Origin of the sequence: Psychrobacter aquaticus CMS 56 (assembly GCF_000471625.1) — a bacterium.
GTDB classification, from domain to species: domain Bacteria; phylum Pseudomonadota; class Gammaproteobacteria; order Pseudomonadales; family Moraxellaceae; genus Psychrobacter; species Psychrobacter aquaticus.
The window spans coordinates 73,427-89,358 of the sequence record NZ_AUSW01000013.1; the positions used below are offsets into that span (position 1 = coordinate 73,427).

At 40.9% G+C, this 15,932-nt stretch carries 13 protein-coding genes; 8 read left to right on the plus strand and 5 right to left on the minus strand.

Annotated features, from left to right (window positions below; translation table 11 throughout):
- Positions 1–92: 92 nt before the first annotated feature.
- The 3 genes from yidD to rpmH all read right to left on the minus strand — a co-directional run bounded on the left by yidD (position 93) and on the right by rpmH (position 1,165).
- The gene (gene yidD, locus M917_RS13845; RefSeq protein ID WP_084606122.1) at positions 93–449 is read right to left on the minus strand and encodes a membrane protein insertion efficiency factor YidD; all 357 of its coding nucleotides are present in this window, start codon (positions 447–449) and stop codon (positions 93–95) included.
- A complete protein-coding gene (rnpA, locus tag M917_RS02715; RefSeq protein WP_021813223.1) occupies positions 439–840 on the minus strand; it encodes a ribonuclease P protein component in 402 nt (133 codons plus the stop codon). The genes yidD and rnpA overlap by 11 nt, the downstream gene beginning before the upstream one ends.
- Positions 841–1,030: 190 nt before the next feature.
- Positions 1,031–1,165 (minus strand): 50S ribosomal protein L34, encoded by a 135-nt coding sequence (gene rpmH / locus M917_RS02720; protein WP_007394757.1) that lies wholly within the window; start codon positions 1,163–1,165, stop codon positions 1,031–1,033.
- Between the two features lie 603 nt (positions 1,166–1,768).
- Here rpmH and dnaA point away from each other — a divergent pair.
- The 5 genes from dnaA to M917_RS02745 all read left to right on the plus strand — a co-directional run bounded on the left by dnaA (position 1,769) and on the right by M917_RS02745 (position 10,193).
- The gene (dnaA, locus tag M917_RS02725) at positions 1,769–3,214 is read left to right on the plus strand and encodes a chromosomal replication initiator protein DnaA (RefSeq protein WP_021813224.1); all 1,446 of its coding nucleotides are present in this window, start codon (positions 1,769–1,771) and stop codon (positions 3,212–3,214) included.
- 308 nt (positions 3,215–3,522) lie between these two features.
- Positions 3,523–4,698, plus strand: a complete 1,176-nt coding sequence (gene dnaN, locus M917_RS02730) for a DNA polymerase III subunit beta (protein WP_021813225.1) — start codon at positions 3,523–3,525, stop codon at positions 4,696–4,698.
- 309 nt (positions 4,699–5,007) lie between these two features.
- Positions 5,008–6,216, plus strand: a complete 1,209-nt coding sequence (gene recF, locus M917_RS02735; RefSeq protein ID WP_021813226.1) for a DNA replication/repair protein RecF — start codon at positions 5,008–5,010, stop codon at positions 6,214–6,216.
- A 662-nt stretch (positions 6,217–6,878) separates the two neighbouring features.
- A complete protein-coding gene (gene gyrB / locus M917_RS02740) occupies positions 6,879–9,488 on the plus strand; it encodes a DNA topoisomerase (ATP-hydrolyzing) subunit B (protein ID WP_021813227.1) in 2,610 nt (869 codons plus the stop codon).
- A 108-nt stretch (positions 9,489–9,596) separates the two neighbouring features.
- A complete protein-coding gene (locus tag M917_RS02745) occupies positions 9,597–10,193 on the plus strand; it encodes a manganese efflux pump MntP (protein ID WP_021813228.1) in 597 nt (198 codons plus the stop codon).
- 87 nt (positions 10,194–10,280) lie between these two features.
- On the opposite strand, the gene rlmF is transcribed toward M917_RS02745, so the two are convergent.
- Complete coding sequence (rlmF, locus tag M917_RS02750) at positions 10,281–11,321, minus strand: 23S rRNA (adenine(1618)-N(6))-methyltransferase RlmF (RefSeq protein WP_021813229.1); 1,041 nt, start codon at positions 11,319–11,321, stop codon at positions 10,281–10,283.
- Between the two features lie 65 nt (positions 11,322–11,386).
- Positions 11,387–12,085: a LysE family translocator gene (locus tag M917_RS02755; protein ID WP_021813230.1), complete on the minus strand. Its 699-nt coding sequence runs from the start codon at positions 12,083–12,085 to the stop codon at positions 11,387–11,389.
- A gap of 291 nt (positions 12,086–12,376) precedes the next feature.
- On the opposite strand from M917_RS02755, the gene M917_RS02760 reads away from it, so the two are divergent.
- The 3 genes from M917_RS02760 (at position 12,377) to M917_RS02770 (ending at position 15,929) form a co-directional block, all read left to right on the plus strand.
- The gene (locus M917_RS02760) at positions 12,377–13,180 is read left to right on the plus strand and encodes a crotonase/enoyl-CoA hydratase family protein (protein ID WP_021813231.1); all 804 of its coding nucleotides are present in this window, start codon (positions 12,377–12,379) and stop codon (positions 13,178–13,180) included.
- A 115-nt stretch (positions 13,181–13,295) separates the two neighbouring features.
- A complete protein-coding gene (locus tag M917_RS02765; protein WP_021813232.1) occupies positions 13,296–13,955 on the plus strand; it encodes a hypothetical protein in 660 nt (219 codons plus the stop codon).
- Between the two features lie 186 nt (positions 13,956–14,141).
- Entirely contained in the window at positions 14,142–15,929 is a 1,788-nt protein-coding gene (locus M917_RS02770) for an NACHT domain-containing protein (RefSeq protein ID WP_021813233.1), read from the plus strand.
- Positions 15,930–15,932: the final 3 nt, after the last annotated feature.

The following is a 15,932-nucleotide window of genomic DNA, read 5'->3' on the forward strand; positions in this document are numbered from 1 at the left end:
AGATAAGCATTCCAGTCCCACTGACTCGTTTTTATACTGAACTCGCTATCGTTCATCTTAAATAAAAGAAGTACACACATTATAACGTGCCATTAGTACTTACTGTGGCTGTGCTTCATTAAGTGATTGAGACGGGAGACATAACTTTTTTTGTCTCGGTAAACGCCCAGTCCTTGAGCACTCATATTTAATGAATGAGTGGCAGGTAAATAATGATAATGATATGAAGCCAGAGGTAGAGGGACAAAGTCGATACCATGCCCACCTAATGGATGACACTTGCCAATACGTTTTAATAATAACCAACTACCAGCCCGAACCCCATGCCATGCCAATGCTTGTTTGCCATAATTTGAGCATGTTGGATAATAGCGACAACGAGCAGGCAGTATAGGACTTATTATCTTTTGATAAAAAACAATTAAATTAAATAAAAATTTATTTATTATTTTTTAAATAAAAAATCATTTTATTTTTTTCTATTTTTTTTAAAATATTATTTATCTGATTTATTAATTCTTTAGTATCTATATCTTTTATAGATTTTTTAACAATAAAAACAATATCTTTATTTTCTAATTTCAAAGCTTTTGTGCGAAATTGCTCGCGTATTTGGCGTTTAATAAGGTTACGAGCAACCGCAGTTGGTACTTTTCGCTTTGTAATAGCCATACCTACTCGTGGCTTGTCCTGAGTGTTCACGCGTACAAAAGCCATTAAGTGACTCTGATGAAATTTACGCTCAGGTGCATCAAACACCTCACGGAACGCTGCTGGTGTGAGCAAGCGTTGCTCTTTAGTAAAGCGCGCGGTAGGTATAGCTGAGTCAGTAGTGGGCATATTACAACCTAGTATAAGAGCAAATGACAAGATTAGAAACAATCGTAAAATATAGAGACAAAAAAAGCGCCTTTATGGGCGCTTTTAATATATGGCTACGTGTCAATTTTGATGATCGACTATCGTGATCTGTAAACAATAGGTAGGCAATAAGTAAAAGGAACTCTGCTTATCACAAGTTACCTACTGACTATACAGTAAGACGATGACGTCCTTTAGCGCGGCGACGAGCCAAGACCTGACGGCCCTTTTTAGTTGCCATACGAGCACGGAAACCGTGAGTACGTTTACGCTTGATCACGCTTGGTTGGAATGTACGTTTCATAACTCACCTATCAAAATAATGGACTAAATTCGTAATAACGGAGGATTATATCACCAAATATGATTTTGGTCAATAAACTAATTCAATCTATATTTATGCCTGCGTGTTTTACTGTAGTAATACTACTATTTTTAATGATTCTTTGCTGTTTAATTTAGTGAGCAAGTAAACAGAATTTACAGTTAACACAGTTATATTTTTTAGAAGTTATCCACAGATTACCTCGAACTCTATAATAATAAATTAATTAATATATATGGATATTGTTGTTATTGGGACCTGTTTTTTCTGTGGTTAAGTCTACTTTTCTTTTAGTTATCAAAATATTAGACTATGGGTAAACCTGTGGATAACCTGTGGGTTAAATATGGATAACTCTTTGTTTGTACTTATCCACAAAACTACCCACAGGGTTATCCACAAAAAACAGGATGTTATCCACAGGGTATTTGTGTTAAATTATCTCCCTACTCGACATGCCGTTCTAAGCGATTTACCAAGATGAGTTTTGGTTTGATCACGGTGGGTAATGTTGAGCGCTAAATAATGGTTCTTACCGTTGCTACATATCTATTATTTCAGATTATAGGATTCGTATTTTTCATGATAGACACAGCAAGTATTTGGGACAAATGTTTAAACGATTTGCGATATAACGTTAAAGACAACGTGTTTACCATGTGGTTGAGACCATTGTCCGCTCATCAAGAAGCGCAAACGCTTATCATACTTGCCCCCAACGATTACTTTGTGACTTATATCAAAAAAAACCATTTGCAGGATATTCAGCAATTGGTTGCTAAGCACAGTCAAGGAAGTATTGAAGAGGTTATTGTACGGGTCGATAATGCTGATCGCGATACCGATGACAGTAGCCAAACCCAATCAGGGTCTTTATTTGCAGAGGATAAGCCCTCCCCTACCCCTACAGATCATAAATTTGAAAGCATTCATCATAACAATGCAAAAGCGGATATTGATGCCAATATGCGTCACGCAGAATTAGCCGATTCGGCTGATGCAAAATCGTTGAGTTATCTAAATCCTGACTTTACTTTTGAGACATTTGTCACGGGTAAGTCTAATAATTTGGCTTATAAAGCCTGTTATGAGCTTGGGAAGCGCCAATCAAAAAATCGTCACAATCCTTTATTTATATATGGGCCTTCCGGATTGGGAAAAACCCATTTAATGCATTCTGTAGCACATCGCTATTTAAAAAATAATCAAAGCTTTTATTATTTCACTTCTGAAAAATTTATTAATCAATTGGTTTATTCATTAAGAAATAATAAAATAGAAGATTTTAAAAAGAAAATTAAAAAAGTAGATTTATTGATTGTAGATGATATTCATGTACTGGCAGGAAAAACCAAAAGTAGTAATGAATTTTTGACATTGTTTGCGGATTTCACAAGTGGTGATAAACAACTGATTTTGGCCTCTGATCGCCATCCGTCGCAAATGACTGAATTTGATGAACGCTTTCGCTCACGTTTTTCATGGGGTTTGACCGTCGCTGTCGATCCTCCTGAAATTGATACTCGTGTACAAATTTTACAAAAAAAAGCGGCTTCATATGGCATGACACTGCCTAAAGAGTGTGCCCTATTCATCGCTCAAAATGTAGTGTCAAATGTCAGGCGTTTGGAAGGTGCGCTCAATCAGGTATTTGCTAACGCTAATTTGACAGGTGCTCAGATTACCCTTGAAATGGTGCAATATGCGCTAAAAGACATCGTCGCGATGCGCGTACAGGCCGTCAATATGGATAATATTCGCAAAGTGGTCGCTGAATACTATGATGTGACCGTCAAAGATATCTTGGGTCGAAAACGCACGCGCAGTATTGCCAGACCAAGGCAAATAGCGATGGCACTATCGCGTGAATTGACGAGTGACAGTTTTCCTGAGATTGGTCAATCTTTTGGGGGACGTGATCACACGACGGTGATGCATGCTTGCGACAAAGTAAATGAGCTAAGAGGCGCAGATCCTGCATTTGATAAGGATTACAAAACGCTGGCCCTGATGTTGCAAGCGGGTTAAAAGACTGGAGTGTCATCATGTTTTCTGTTGATCAAAATGTTTTGTGATAATGAAATATAGTTGATACACGATATTATGACGCGGGACTGGTACAAATTTTTCGTAGCCTCTGTCGGCGTAGGCACAGCAAGCAAGAAAAATTTGTACCAGTCCTACTGACTCTCGTCACATTAACCTAGCTATATAGCTATAGTAAATTGATGATAAGTAGACCAATACCTTATAGATTATAGCCAATAGACAAGGTATTATTGAGCCATTCTTCTAAATTTATACAAAAAATGCCATTCAAATAAGAGTAACTAAGCATGCAATTATCGATTAATCGAGAGTCGTTACTAAAAGCCATTAACTTGATTGCCAAGGCGGCTGATAAGCGCCACAACATGGTTATCTTGGGTAATATTAAGTTGCAACTGTCTGAGTCAGCGCTGATTTTGACAGCTTCTGATTTAGAAGTAGAGCTGACGTCAACGTTGCAATTGCCAGCTGGTGCTTGTGTTGAAGCAGGCACAACGACGTTACCTGCGACCAAACTAAGAGACATCTGTAAATCATTGCCTGCACAAGCGCAAGTGACCCTTGCCACTCAAAAAAACGAGCGCTGTTTACTGACCAGCGGCAAAAGCCGTTTTACTTTAGGCACCTTACCTAGCGAAGATTATCCAAGTTTGGGCAATCCTGAAAACATCACGCCATTGACCATCAGCCGCAATCGTCTGACTGATTTGATTCATAAGACTCAGTTTGCGATGGCGATTCAAGATGTCCGTTATTATCTCACTGGTATGCTATTTGATGTATCACAGCAGCAGTTGACGACGGTCGCGACCGATGGCCATCGACTGGCTTTAGCGCGTAGTGTCATTGATGTGAGTGCCGATCTCAACATGCAAGCCATTTTGCCACGTAAAGCCGTGATTGAGCTTGAACGTTTGGCCACTGAGCTTGGTAAAATGCTTGGAGAGCAAGACAATCAAGTCACCTTGAGCTTTGGCCGTGAGTTTTTGCAAGTCACCTTACCATTTGGTGATATTGATAGTGCAGGGCAGGTGAGTCAGAATCTCATGGTGACATTTACCGCACGTCTAATTGATGGTAAATTCCCTGATTATCGCCGCGTCATGCCAAGTAATACTGACAAATTGGCTTTATTTAATCAAGAAAAGATGACAGATGTGCTGCGCCGTGTTGCGATTCTGAGTAATGAGAAGTCTCGCGGCGTAGTATTCAACTTTGCCAGTGATGGCATGGTGGAAGTACGAGCCAATAATGCTGAGCAAGATGAAGCGGTCGAGATGATACAAGCGAAGTATCAAGGTGAGCCGATGGAGTTATCGTTTAACGCTGCGTATTTGCAAGATGTATTGGGCGTTATCCAAGGTGATTTACAAATGCATATGAGTCAATCAAATGCCTCGGTATTGGTCAATCAGCTAAATGATGAGTTTCATCAGTACGTCATCATGCCAATGCGTATATAGTGTTATTTAGATGATATATTTGGTTTTTTAAGGACTGAACGCTTGGCGATAAAACTGTCTTTAGGGCGGTTTTAGCAGTCCATCTCTAGCTTTCAATAGTTATAGTGGGTGAAAAGTAATATCGATACAACACGTACTGCTGGTGCAAACTTTTCTTGCTTGCTGTGCCTGCGCAGCTCGATGCTGCAAAAAATTTACACCAGCAATACTGTAACGACTGCAAAATATTTTAACTATATATAATTTATGTTTTAATCAAACTTTTGCCTACTATTATATGGGCAACTTTAATAGGCGGCTATCGGTATCATGATTGAACGTCTACAAATCTCATATTTGCGCAATCTAACTCAGATTAATTTGTCCTCTGCTGCTTGTAATGTCATCATCGGCGCAAACGGTAGTGGAAAAACCTCTTTGCTTGAAGCGATATTCTTATTATCCAGAGGTAAGAGCTTTCGTCATCATCAGCCCAAACGCTATATCCAGCATCATCAAAACACGGTAACAGTACATGCCAAACTCAATGATGCCAGCACCTTGGCTATCCAAAAGCAAGCAGACGCTACAACCGTTCTTCGGCTTAATCAAACCACGGTCTATAACCAAAGTATTTTAACCGAACAGCTTCCCACGTTACTGATAGATCCATCAACAATGGATATGTTAGAGCAGGGTAGTGCGAGCCGTCGACAGCTATTAGATTGGTTAGTGTTTCACATGAAACAAGGCTTTCACCCACAATGGGTGGCTTATCAGCGTCTCCTAAAACAGCGCAATAGTTTGTTAAAAAAGACGCGACATTTGACCCAAGTACAGCTCGCCGAGTTGAAGTCATGGGACAAAGGCTTGAGCAGTCATGCTGCCCTTATTCATCATTATCGTGAACGTATATTTGCAGAATGGCAGCCTTATTTTGCTGACAGCGTTGCTGAGTTATTGCCCAGCTATGCAGAACAATTGAGCCTGAGTTATAACGCTGGCTATGACACCAGTATCGCACTTGATGTGCAGCTCAATGAGCGCTTAGAGCAGGATTTGCAGCTGGGTTATACGCGAATTGGCAACCACCGCGCCGATATTCATGTACATTGGCGCTCTGATGATTCAGTAGAGATGAGTGATAAGCAGCCAGAGACAACACCAGAAGCGGAAATCCATAACAAACGGCCAGTTCTAAAAGAGCAGGCAGCCAATGTTTTGTCGCGAGGTGAAAAAAAGCTGTTGATTACCGCCCTGCGTTTATCACAATTGCCGTTGCTACTTAATACGACAAAAAATGCTGAGGTGTCTGGTAATAGCTTGCAACCCCGAAACACGCCCGTCGTATTGCTTGATGATATTACGGCAGAGCTGGATGATAGAGCCATAAAAATCTTATTATCGACGCTATCACAGCTGCCATGCCAAGTGTTTATGACCAGCTTGACTGACGATATTGTGCCCTTGGTTTTGGAATTGTGGTCAGAGCCTAATGTGTTTCATGTGAAACAAGGCCAAGTTTTCTTTGATTCATAGTATTTTGCTCTCTAGCTTTTCCTTCGTTGTTGTCAACTCGTGATGTTCTCTATTTACCAGTCTATAGTTGATCCACTTTAAAAAATTTACGGTTCTGCTGGTGTGAATTTTATGAAGCATCTGTCACGCTTGCGAACAGCCAGCGAGGAAAATTTATACCAGTAGAACATAATTAACGGATGTGCCACTTTTATTCTGGATTGACTATACACCCTCCTAATCCTATCCTCTTTAAACGGTTTTTTAATAAGCACAAAACGGCCAGCAAACAGTGACTTAGAAGCAAAAAAATGCTAAAATAGGGCTTTATTTTTGTCCTATTCTCAGCAAGTTTTTTGATAGCGTTATATAGATGTTTTTTATTGGCTAAAAATTTTAAGTAATTGATAAATATAACTTTTATTCGTTCTGTTTTGGCTTTGATTTGCTGTAAGACAAAACCGCTAAAATGGGATGAATCAGAGTTCGACTTAACGTTTTTAAGTTCGTTGAATATCTTATAAAATTTTGGCTAATAGCCTTTAACAACTAATAGCTTTTAACAAATAATGCCTATCAAAAGTTTTGACTATAAAAGTTAAATCTAAAATAACGTTATTAGAGATCATCGTATTGATGGGTCAATAACAAACGGCTGATTATGGCTAGATTAAGGAATACGCATGAGTGATTCACTACCGACAGACCACGAGCAATTGATATCAGACAGCATTGTTGAAACGACTGTACCAGCTGTGGCTCCTGAAGGATTACCTTCTGATTATAGTTCCAAAGATATTCGTGTATTACGCGGGTTGGAAGCGGTACGCGTGCGCCCAGGTATGTATATCGGTGATACTGATGATGGTACTGGTTTACATCATATGGTCTTTGAGGTAGTGGACAACTCTATCGACGAGGCGCTTGCTGGTCATTGTGATCAGATTGATATCATCATCCATGAAGATGAATCGGTCAGTGTGATGGACAATGGTCGCGGTGTGCCGGTCGATATCCATCCAGAAGAAGGGGTGTCAGCGGCGCAGGTCATCATGACGGTACTGCACGCTGGTGGTAAGTTCGATGATAATAGCTATAAAGTCTCAGGTGGCCTACATGGCGTTGGTGTCTCCGTCGTGAACGCATTGTCCAAAAAGCTCGAAATGAATATCTGGCGCGAAGGTTATCACTATCACCAAACGTATACCGATGGCGTACCTGATGCTGATATTCAGGAAATGGAGCCAACAAATAAAACAGGCACTCAGATTCGTTTTTACCCAAGCGCGGATGTCTTTACTGGCACTGTCTTTGAGTATGATATCTTGGCCAAACGTTTACGTGAGCTATCGTTTCTGAACTCAGGTGTGCGTATTGTATTAACCGATGAGCGCATCGATAAGCGTCACGAGTTCGAGCACAAAGGCGGTTTGCTTGAGTTTGTTAGCTATATCAATGCGGGCAAAGATGGCGTCAATGAAGTGTTCCATTTCACAAGCGAACAAGATGACGGCATCAGTGTCGAAGTGGCGCTACAGTGGACAGACACTTATAACGAAAAAGTACTGTGCTTCACCAATAACATCCCGCAGCGCGATGGTGGTACGCATCTATCAGGATTCCGCTCAGCGCTCACACGTGGCCTAAACAGCTACATGGATCGTGAGAATTTGTTCAAAAAAGAAAAAGTGGTCGCAACTGGGGATGATGCGCGTGAAGGTCTAACGGCCATTGTCTCTGTTAAAGTACCAGATCCGAAATTCTCTAGTCAGACCAAAGACAAGCTGGTATCAAGCGAAGTAAAATCTGCGGTTGAATCAGCAATGCACGCTAAGTTTAACGACTACTTATTAGAAAACCCAACGGCGGGTAAAGCCATCGCTAATAAGATTATCGATGCGGCACGTGCTCGTGATGCAGCGCGTAAAGCGCGTGAGATGACGCGTCGTAAAACGACTTTGGATATTGCAGGTTTGCCGGGTAAATTGGCTGATTGCCAAGAAAAAGACCCTGCATTGTCAGAGCTTTACATTGTGGAGGGTGACTCTGCTGGTGGTTCAGCTAAGCAAGGCCGTAGCCGTAAAACTCAAGCTATTTTGCCACTGAAAGGTAAAATTTTAAACGTTGAGCGCGCCCGTTTTGACAAAATGCTATCGTCTGCCGAAGTGGGCAATCTCATTACCGCCCTTGGTTGCGGTATCGGTCCGGATGAATATAACCCTGATAAAGTCCGCTATCATAAAATCATTATCATGACCGATGCGGATGTGGATGGCTCGCACATTCGTACGCTGCTATTGACCTTTTTCTTCCGTCAAACTCCTGAACTGATCGAACGTGGCTATGTTTATATCGCTCAGCCGCCGCTGTATAAGGTGAAGAAAGGACGTCAAGAGCTGTATCTAAAAGACGATGAGGCACTCAAAGCCTATTTACTGTCTTCAACGATTGACAATACCAAGTTACATATCAGTGCAGATGCGCCTGCTATCACAGGTCAAGCGCTGGAAACACTGCTGAATGACTATAACCAAACCCAGCTCATCAAAGCACGTTTGCAGATTCGCTTTCCAGCGGTTATCTTGGATGCGTTGACCCATACGCCAAAGCTAAGCACGGACATGACTTATGACAAGTCTGCTATGCAAGCTTGGAAGGAAAGCATGCAAACCCAGCTTGACCACTTTGGCTCTGATCTAAGCCCTGAGATTGAGTTGGTAAATATTCATGCGCCTCAACCAAAAAATATGGATGCCGCTGCTGCCGATTTACTGGGTATGAAACCACAAGTAGACATCGAGGAAGGCGCTAATAGTGATACCCTGTCTACTAAAGCCCAGTGGTTACCACGTGTCACTGTTTATGTGCATCAGTTGGCGCATCATTATCTGTTGGATTCTAGCTTTATCAATTCGGGTGAGTACAGCAAGTTGCTGCGTTTATCAAGCGAGTGGAATACCTTACTTGCTGATGATGCTTTTATCCGCCGTGAAGCCAGTGCAGGCACGACCAAAGACATTCCGGTACGCGACTTTGATTATCTGTGGCAGCAAATGATGCTTGACGCGCGTCGTGGTCTGGCGATTCAACGTTATAAAGGGCTGGGCGAGATGAACGCCGATCAGCTTTGGGATACAACAATGGATCCTGAAAACCGCCGTATGTTGCGTGTGACGATTGAAGATGCCATCGCTGCCGATCATATGTTTACTTGTCTGATGGGCGATCATGTAGAGCCTCGCCGTATCTTTATCGAAGAAAATGCGTTGACGGTTTCTAATCTAGACATATAGGTACTCTGATTTTCTTTTATTTCTTATAAAAATACCGCTTTGATATCTAGAGCGGTATTTTTGTTTCATGTGAAACCTTTTTGCTATTTCTGATAAGAGAACAACACAATGATTGAAGTCCTGCTACTTGCTATTGCTTTAGCTATGGATGCGTTCGCCGTCGCAATTGGTTTGGGTGCCAAATCACAAAAACAGAACCATCACTATGTTTTACGTTTGGCGTTTTATGCCGCCCTATATTTTGGTATCGCGCAGGGCATTATGCCACTTATTGGTTATCTGTTGGGTGCTGCATTGCTGGGTTGGTTGGCTGCCGCGGCTCCTTGGATTGGCGGTATTATTCTTATCGCGCTTGGTGGCAAAATGCTTTATGAAGTGGTTGCTGGCGACAAGGAAGAAGAGATTGATGACATTGCTGATGATGTATTAGCAAACAATAGCGGGCATAAAGGTATTAATCATAAGACTATGTTTACCCTTGCTATTGCCACTAGTATCGATGCAATGGCTGCTGGCTTCACGCTTAACTTGTTGGCGCTGAATGCTTGGTTGGCCTGTTTGATTATCGCGATAGTCACAGCGTTATTTAGCTTAGCAGGTGTCTACTTAGGCTGGCGCTCTGGTACATGGTTAGAGGATAAGGCAGAAGCATTAGGTGGTTTGGTACTTGTTGCTATTGGTCTAAAAATAATGTTTTTTAGCTAATCATCTGGTCTACAAAAAACACCGCTCCAGTGACTGAAGCGGTGTTTTTTTTGTTTCACGTGAAACTTTAATAAAGATTATGACTGTTTATGCTTCTTCATCAGTATGAAAGCGCCATGCCAATATACGAGTGTTTTTTTGACCCTGACTCATCTCAATGATCCGCATTTGTGCAACATCGAGTTGTTTGAGTAATAGCTGTAAGGGCTTCACGTTTTCTGATTTTGATACCAAGGTGGTAAACCAGCCAACGTGCTCTGCAAAGCTTTGACTTTCTTTTGCCATTTTGGTCAAAAAGGTAATCTCGCCACCTTCACTCCATAGCTCTTTATGCTGACCGCCAAAGTTTAGGTTTTGTGCAGCGTTACCTGACTTTGTTGAGCTACGACTTATTTGTTCGCTTTCGTTTTTGCCGCGATGTCGTTGCAAGTTATGCTGTTTACGACTGTTGGCTTCCATCGCTTCTTCGAGTGAAGCATGGAACGGCGGGTTGCAAACAACCACATCAAAATAATCTTGGCGACCGATGATGTTTTTGAAGATGACTTTTGGCTCAGGTTGTAGTTTTACTTTTACCGCGCTTTTTAGCTTTGGATTGGCTTCACAAATAAGCGCCGCTGTGTTGACCGAAATAGGGTCGATGTCACTCGCTGTAAAACGCCAGCCGTAGCTTTGACTACCAATAATGGGATAAATGGCACTGGCACCCGTACCAATATCAAGGGCGTGGATTTCTTTACCAGTAGGCGGTGTATTATCGTCATTTACGTGGGTGGTTTGCGCGAGTAAGTCGGCAACATAGTGAATGTAATCGGCACGTCCAGGGATAGGCGGACATAGGTAGCCTTCAGGAATGTCCCAAAACTTGACACCATAATAATGCGCTAATAAGGCTTTATTAAGCACGCGTACGGCTTGATGATCGGAGAAATTAATCGTCGGCTCGCCATTCGGATTGGTAATGGTATGATCGGCAAGCTCAGGCAAAGCGCGAGTCAATACTGCAAAGTCATAGCGACCTTGGTGCGGATTGCGCGGGTGTAGTTGCCCCAATTTTTTGGCAGTCGCGGGCGATCTGTTTTTGTGTTTGCTGTTCATGGCTCTATTGGCTGTCGGCTTACTTGTCATAGTCTCGGGCTTTGATGTCTGAATATAAACTATTAGTTTAGCAGATTTTACGAGGAACTCACGGCTTATCGGCTACGTAAAATAAGATTTAAGCCCAACACGATCATCGCTGTCCCCAATACACGGTCTATCCAATGCTCAAAACGCTGAAAGCGCCGATGAATCGCAGGAATAGACAGCAACATCACCACCGTACTAAACCATGCCATCTGCAACACCATCATCCATACACCATAAATCGCCAGCTGCCACAGCGGTATATCGGGTGACAGCACCAGAGTAAATATCGCTACAAAATACACAGGCGCTTTTGGATTAAATACATTACAAAAGAAGCCACGGCGTAGAATGGCAATCGCTGAGTCGGGATTGTTGGTCGAGATATTTTTATCAGCAATCGTGTTTTGAGTGGTAAGCACGTTTTGTGCAACGTTAGAAACTGATCCTGCCGAATTTGCCAATTCTGCTGGCTTTTTGGGTTTGGCCTGAATACCTTGCCAACCAAGATAAATCAGATAGCTGCCACCCAACCATTTAATCGCGGTCAATAGCGGCTGTGAATGGGCGATGATAGTCGCCAGTCCCAATACAGAATAGACAACATGTATGCCCAAGCCAAAAGTAATACCAAGGCTACAAATCAGCCCAGTGCGTCGACCTTTTGACAAAGTTTGCTGCGTCACCAAAACAAAATCAGGGCCGGGTGAGGCAGCTGCCAGCAAGTGAACGCCTGTGATAAGCAAAAAACCGTGCCAAAATTCCATAAGGTGCTCTGAGTAAATGCTTGGTTTGGATAATAGTTGCACTTATCATAAATAACGTCAACTTATAATGTGCTGGCTATAGTCAATTCTAAATAAAACAAAACCATTATATTCCAACGCGGAACTGGTACAAATTTTTCTTGCTCGCTGTTAGGAATGAGACCATTTATCAATCAATGTTTTGTTGCTTGTGTTCTAGAGCAGGGATGTCTATATTAAAAAGGCGTTTATCACCATTTACGATACCACTATTCACGACACCACCATGCTACTGTTGACAAGGATAAAGTCATGACCACAGAAAATCAGCGTACGAACGACAATCGCATCACTTATGAGACTCAAGGGCATATCTGCCTGATTGGGCTAAATCGTGCGGACAAACGCAATGCGTTTGACAGTCATATGATTCAGCAATTGTCTGACGCTCTCACTCACTATGATAATGACGACCATCTACGCTGCGCCCTAATATTCGCCCACGGCGAGCATTTCACGGCGGGTCTTGATCTGATGGAGCTACAGGATAAATGGGACAAAGGCGCGTTTGAGTTTGATTATGATCAAATTGATCCGTGGGGCATTAGTGGTAAATTACGTAGCAAACCCATCGTCGTCGCGGTACAAGGCACCTGCTTTACCGCTGGGATTGAGCTGATGCTCAACAGTGATGTGGTCATCGCAAGTGATAACTGCAACTTTGCGCAAATGGAAGTGCTGCGCGGTATCATGCCGTTTGGCGGAGCGACGGTACGATTTGTAGCGGCCGCCGGCTGGCAAAAAGCCATGCCGTATCTGCTCACAGGCAAAGCATTTGACGCGCAAACCGCGGATCGGCTCAATCTGGTCAGTGAAGTGGTCGAAAATGGCACAGAATACGAGCGTGCGCTCACGATTGCCAAAGAGATATGTCAGGCGGCACCGCTTGGTGTGCAAGGTCTGCTGTCGTCTGCACAAGATGTCAGCCGTAGTGGCGTCGGCGCGGCACTGGCCAATATCCATAGCTATCTGCCAGATTTGTTTTATTCAGAGGATGCCCGCGAGGGGGCGATGGCAATGGTTGAGCGGCGCGAGGCTGAGTTTAAAGGAAAGTAGTGCAACCACAGCTTAATATACAAAGCTAAGTTTCTAAGACACTAAGATTCTAAAATACTAAGATTGAACGATTTTATAACCATACTAAAAGAGCCACAAGGGCTAACGACCATCTATGACTGATCATTTTTATTTACTATTATTTTTGTTGTTTTTGACTTTTATGCTCAGCTTGTCAGTGGTCATGTTTCTAAAGTCCGTTAATAAAGAAGGTGGCATGTCAGATGTTTTGCGTGAAAAACTGCTGCGCTGGCTACCTTTTGATTTTATGGAAGAGCGCTTCAATATTGATAGGCTGGAATATGTTGGCTTACGGCAAGTCTTTCAACATGGCATACGAGAAGATTACTTTTATACCAATATCACCAAAAAGAGGCACTTTGTAGAGCTGAAAGAGTATATTGCCGTCAGAAAACAGATCCGTTTTTATGAAAAGAAGTGGCGCTTTATCCTTTGGGTGATGCCTGTCGTGCTGATGGTTTGTATCCCGCTGCTGCCACTACAGGACGGTGTGGATAAGTATGTAATGCTCGTACCTTTGGCGTTGCTGTTCTTTTCCATCCATAAGTTAAAAGCCATGCCTTATCGGGAGGAGTTCCTCGCTATCCAAAAGAGGATATTGCAGCAGATATATAACGCTGTGTTTGATGACAATCGTTTTGAGAGTATTGAGTTAGCCGTCAAATTAAGGAAAGTAAATAAGGTAAAAGTCTTATCCAATTATTATGATTTAGAAGCGATTGTCGATCAGATGAACGTAAAGAGTATGGAGTAATCTTGTATTAGTAGTGGGTTGGGCGAGAGGCTTTGTTCAGAAGATGCGAAAGAAGGTGCAATGGCGATGGTTGAGAGAAGGAAGGCGGAATTTAGAAGGCGTTGAATATGAGATTTCATAAGATTAAATCTTAAGAATATCAAATAAATTTTAGTGAATAATTAGAGTTGGAATAGGGCAATTAATATGGGCATGGAAACTACAGGAAGTGTCAAAGAAATTAGAGATATCTTTGTAGAGGTTAGTCAATTTGTCGCTAATTTTTTTGGTAAAGATTACCAGAAGTTTGCTACCAAATACAACTTTGCTTTGAGTGACTACTTAGAAGCTAAGCGAATCAGTCTTTCTAAAGTCAAAATGGCTTTCTTCTCTTCACAAGTAGTTGAACTTGATGAAATTTATGTCCCACAATTCATTTCTTTAGGAAACAAACTGTGCTCACAGGAAAGTTTTTTTGAATCACTCTTACAACATAAGAAAATAGTAGTTAGTGCCACAGCAGGTTCAGGAAAATCCTGTCTTTTGAAGAGTATGTTTATAAGTATAATAAAAGACAAAAATAGTTTACTACCTCTATTCCTAGAACTTAGGAAAGTGAATGAGACTAATAATTCTATTTTCGAAACGCTTAGAATAGATATAGCAATATATGACAAAAAATTTAATAAAGACAATTTGAACTACTTACTTGATAGAGAGGGGACAATAGTCTTTTTAGATGGTTTTGATGAAGTAAACCATGACTTGAAAGATAAGTTCACGAAAGAAATTAATGAGTTAGCAGATAAGTATCCGAATCTCATCATCTTAGTTTCCTCAAGACCAGAATATAATTTATTCTCTGATTGGTCGCTATATAACGTCGCTCGTATTCAACCTCTAATCTTGTCTCAAGCAATAGAGGTAATAAAGAAAATAGATTACGATGAGGATGTAAAAGAGAGGTTTACATTAGCATTAGAAAACACTCTTTTTGATAAGCAGGAAGGGTTCTCTAGTAATCCTTTATTACTTACAATTATGTTGGTAACTTATGAGCAATTCGGAAGTATTCCCGATAGAGTTTATATATTTTATGATCATGCTTATCAAGCACTATTTAACAAGCATGACGTATCAAAACAGGGCTTCTTAAGAAAAAGTTCAACCAATCTAGATATGTACGAGTTAAGAGATATATTCGCTCTGTTCAGTTTATTTACATATAGTAAACAGATGTTTGAGATGACAGAAAATGAAATTCATACATTTTTGAAAAAATGCTTAGTACATTCAAAATCTGAGGTTATTGACAAGGATCTAAAGCTAGAGCTATTAAATAATGTGCCTTTATTAATGAGAGACGGCCTAAATTATTGCTTTACCCATCGTTCATTTCAAGAATATTTAACTGCATATTACATAGTAAATCATGCAGTTAAAGAACAAGTTTTTGAACGTGCATGTGGACGATATTATTCAGATAATGTTGTTGATATGGCGTTTTCTATGAATAAAGACATAATGGAAGACAAGTGGATACTTCCAAAAATAAACAAAATTTTAGAATTAAAACCAGTAGATATTACAACTATAAATCGTAAAATAACGTTAATATCAGTGTTCTTTAATCGAATTGAAGAGGTCAAAGATAGAGGAAAAAAAGAAATAGGGTTCACACACAATGAAAACTCTAACTTTCTCTACTATCTGATGAAAAAATATGATTGTCACAGTCAAATTATTTATTTGAATAACAAATATCACTCTTATGATTTTACCTATGAAGAAACAGACTTTTTTGAATTAGTCTTAAACGACAAGGGAGCTATAATGCTTGAAGAGTTGAACGATTTTGAGAAAGATTTAGTTTGTCGTATGGGTAGTTCACGTTATGGAGAGTGGAGTTTTGAGTTAATTGAATATATTAAGAGCTTAATTCTGACTAATAGAAACGATTCTCTAGATGATATTGAAAACTTTATTTTTGATTAAAGG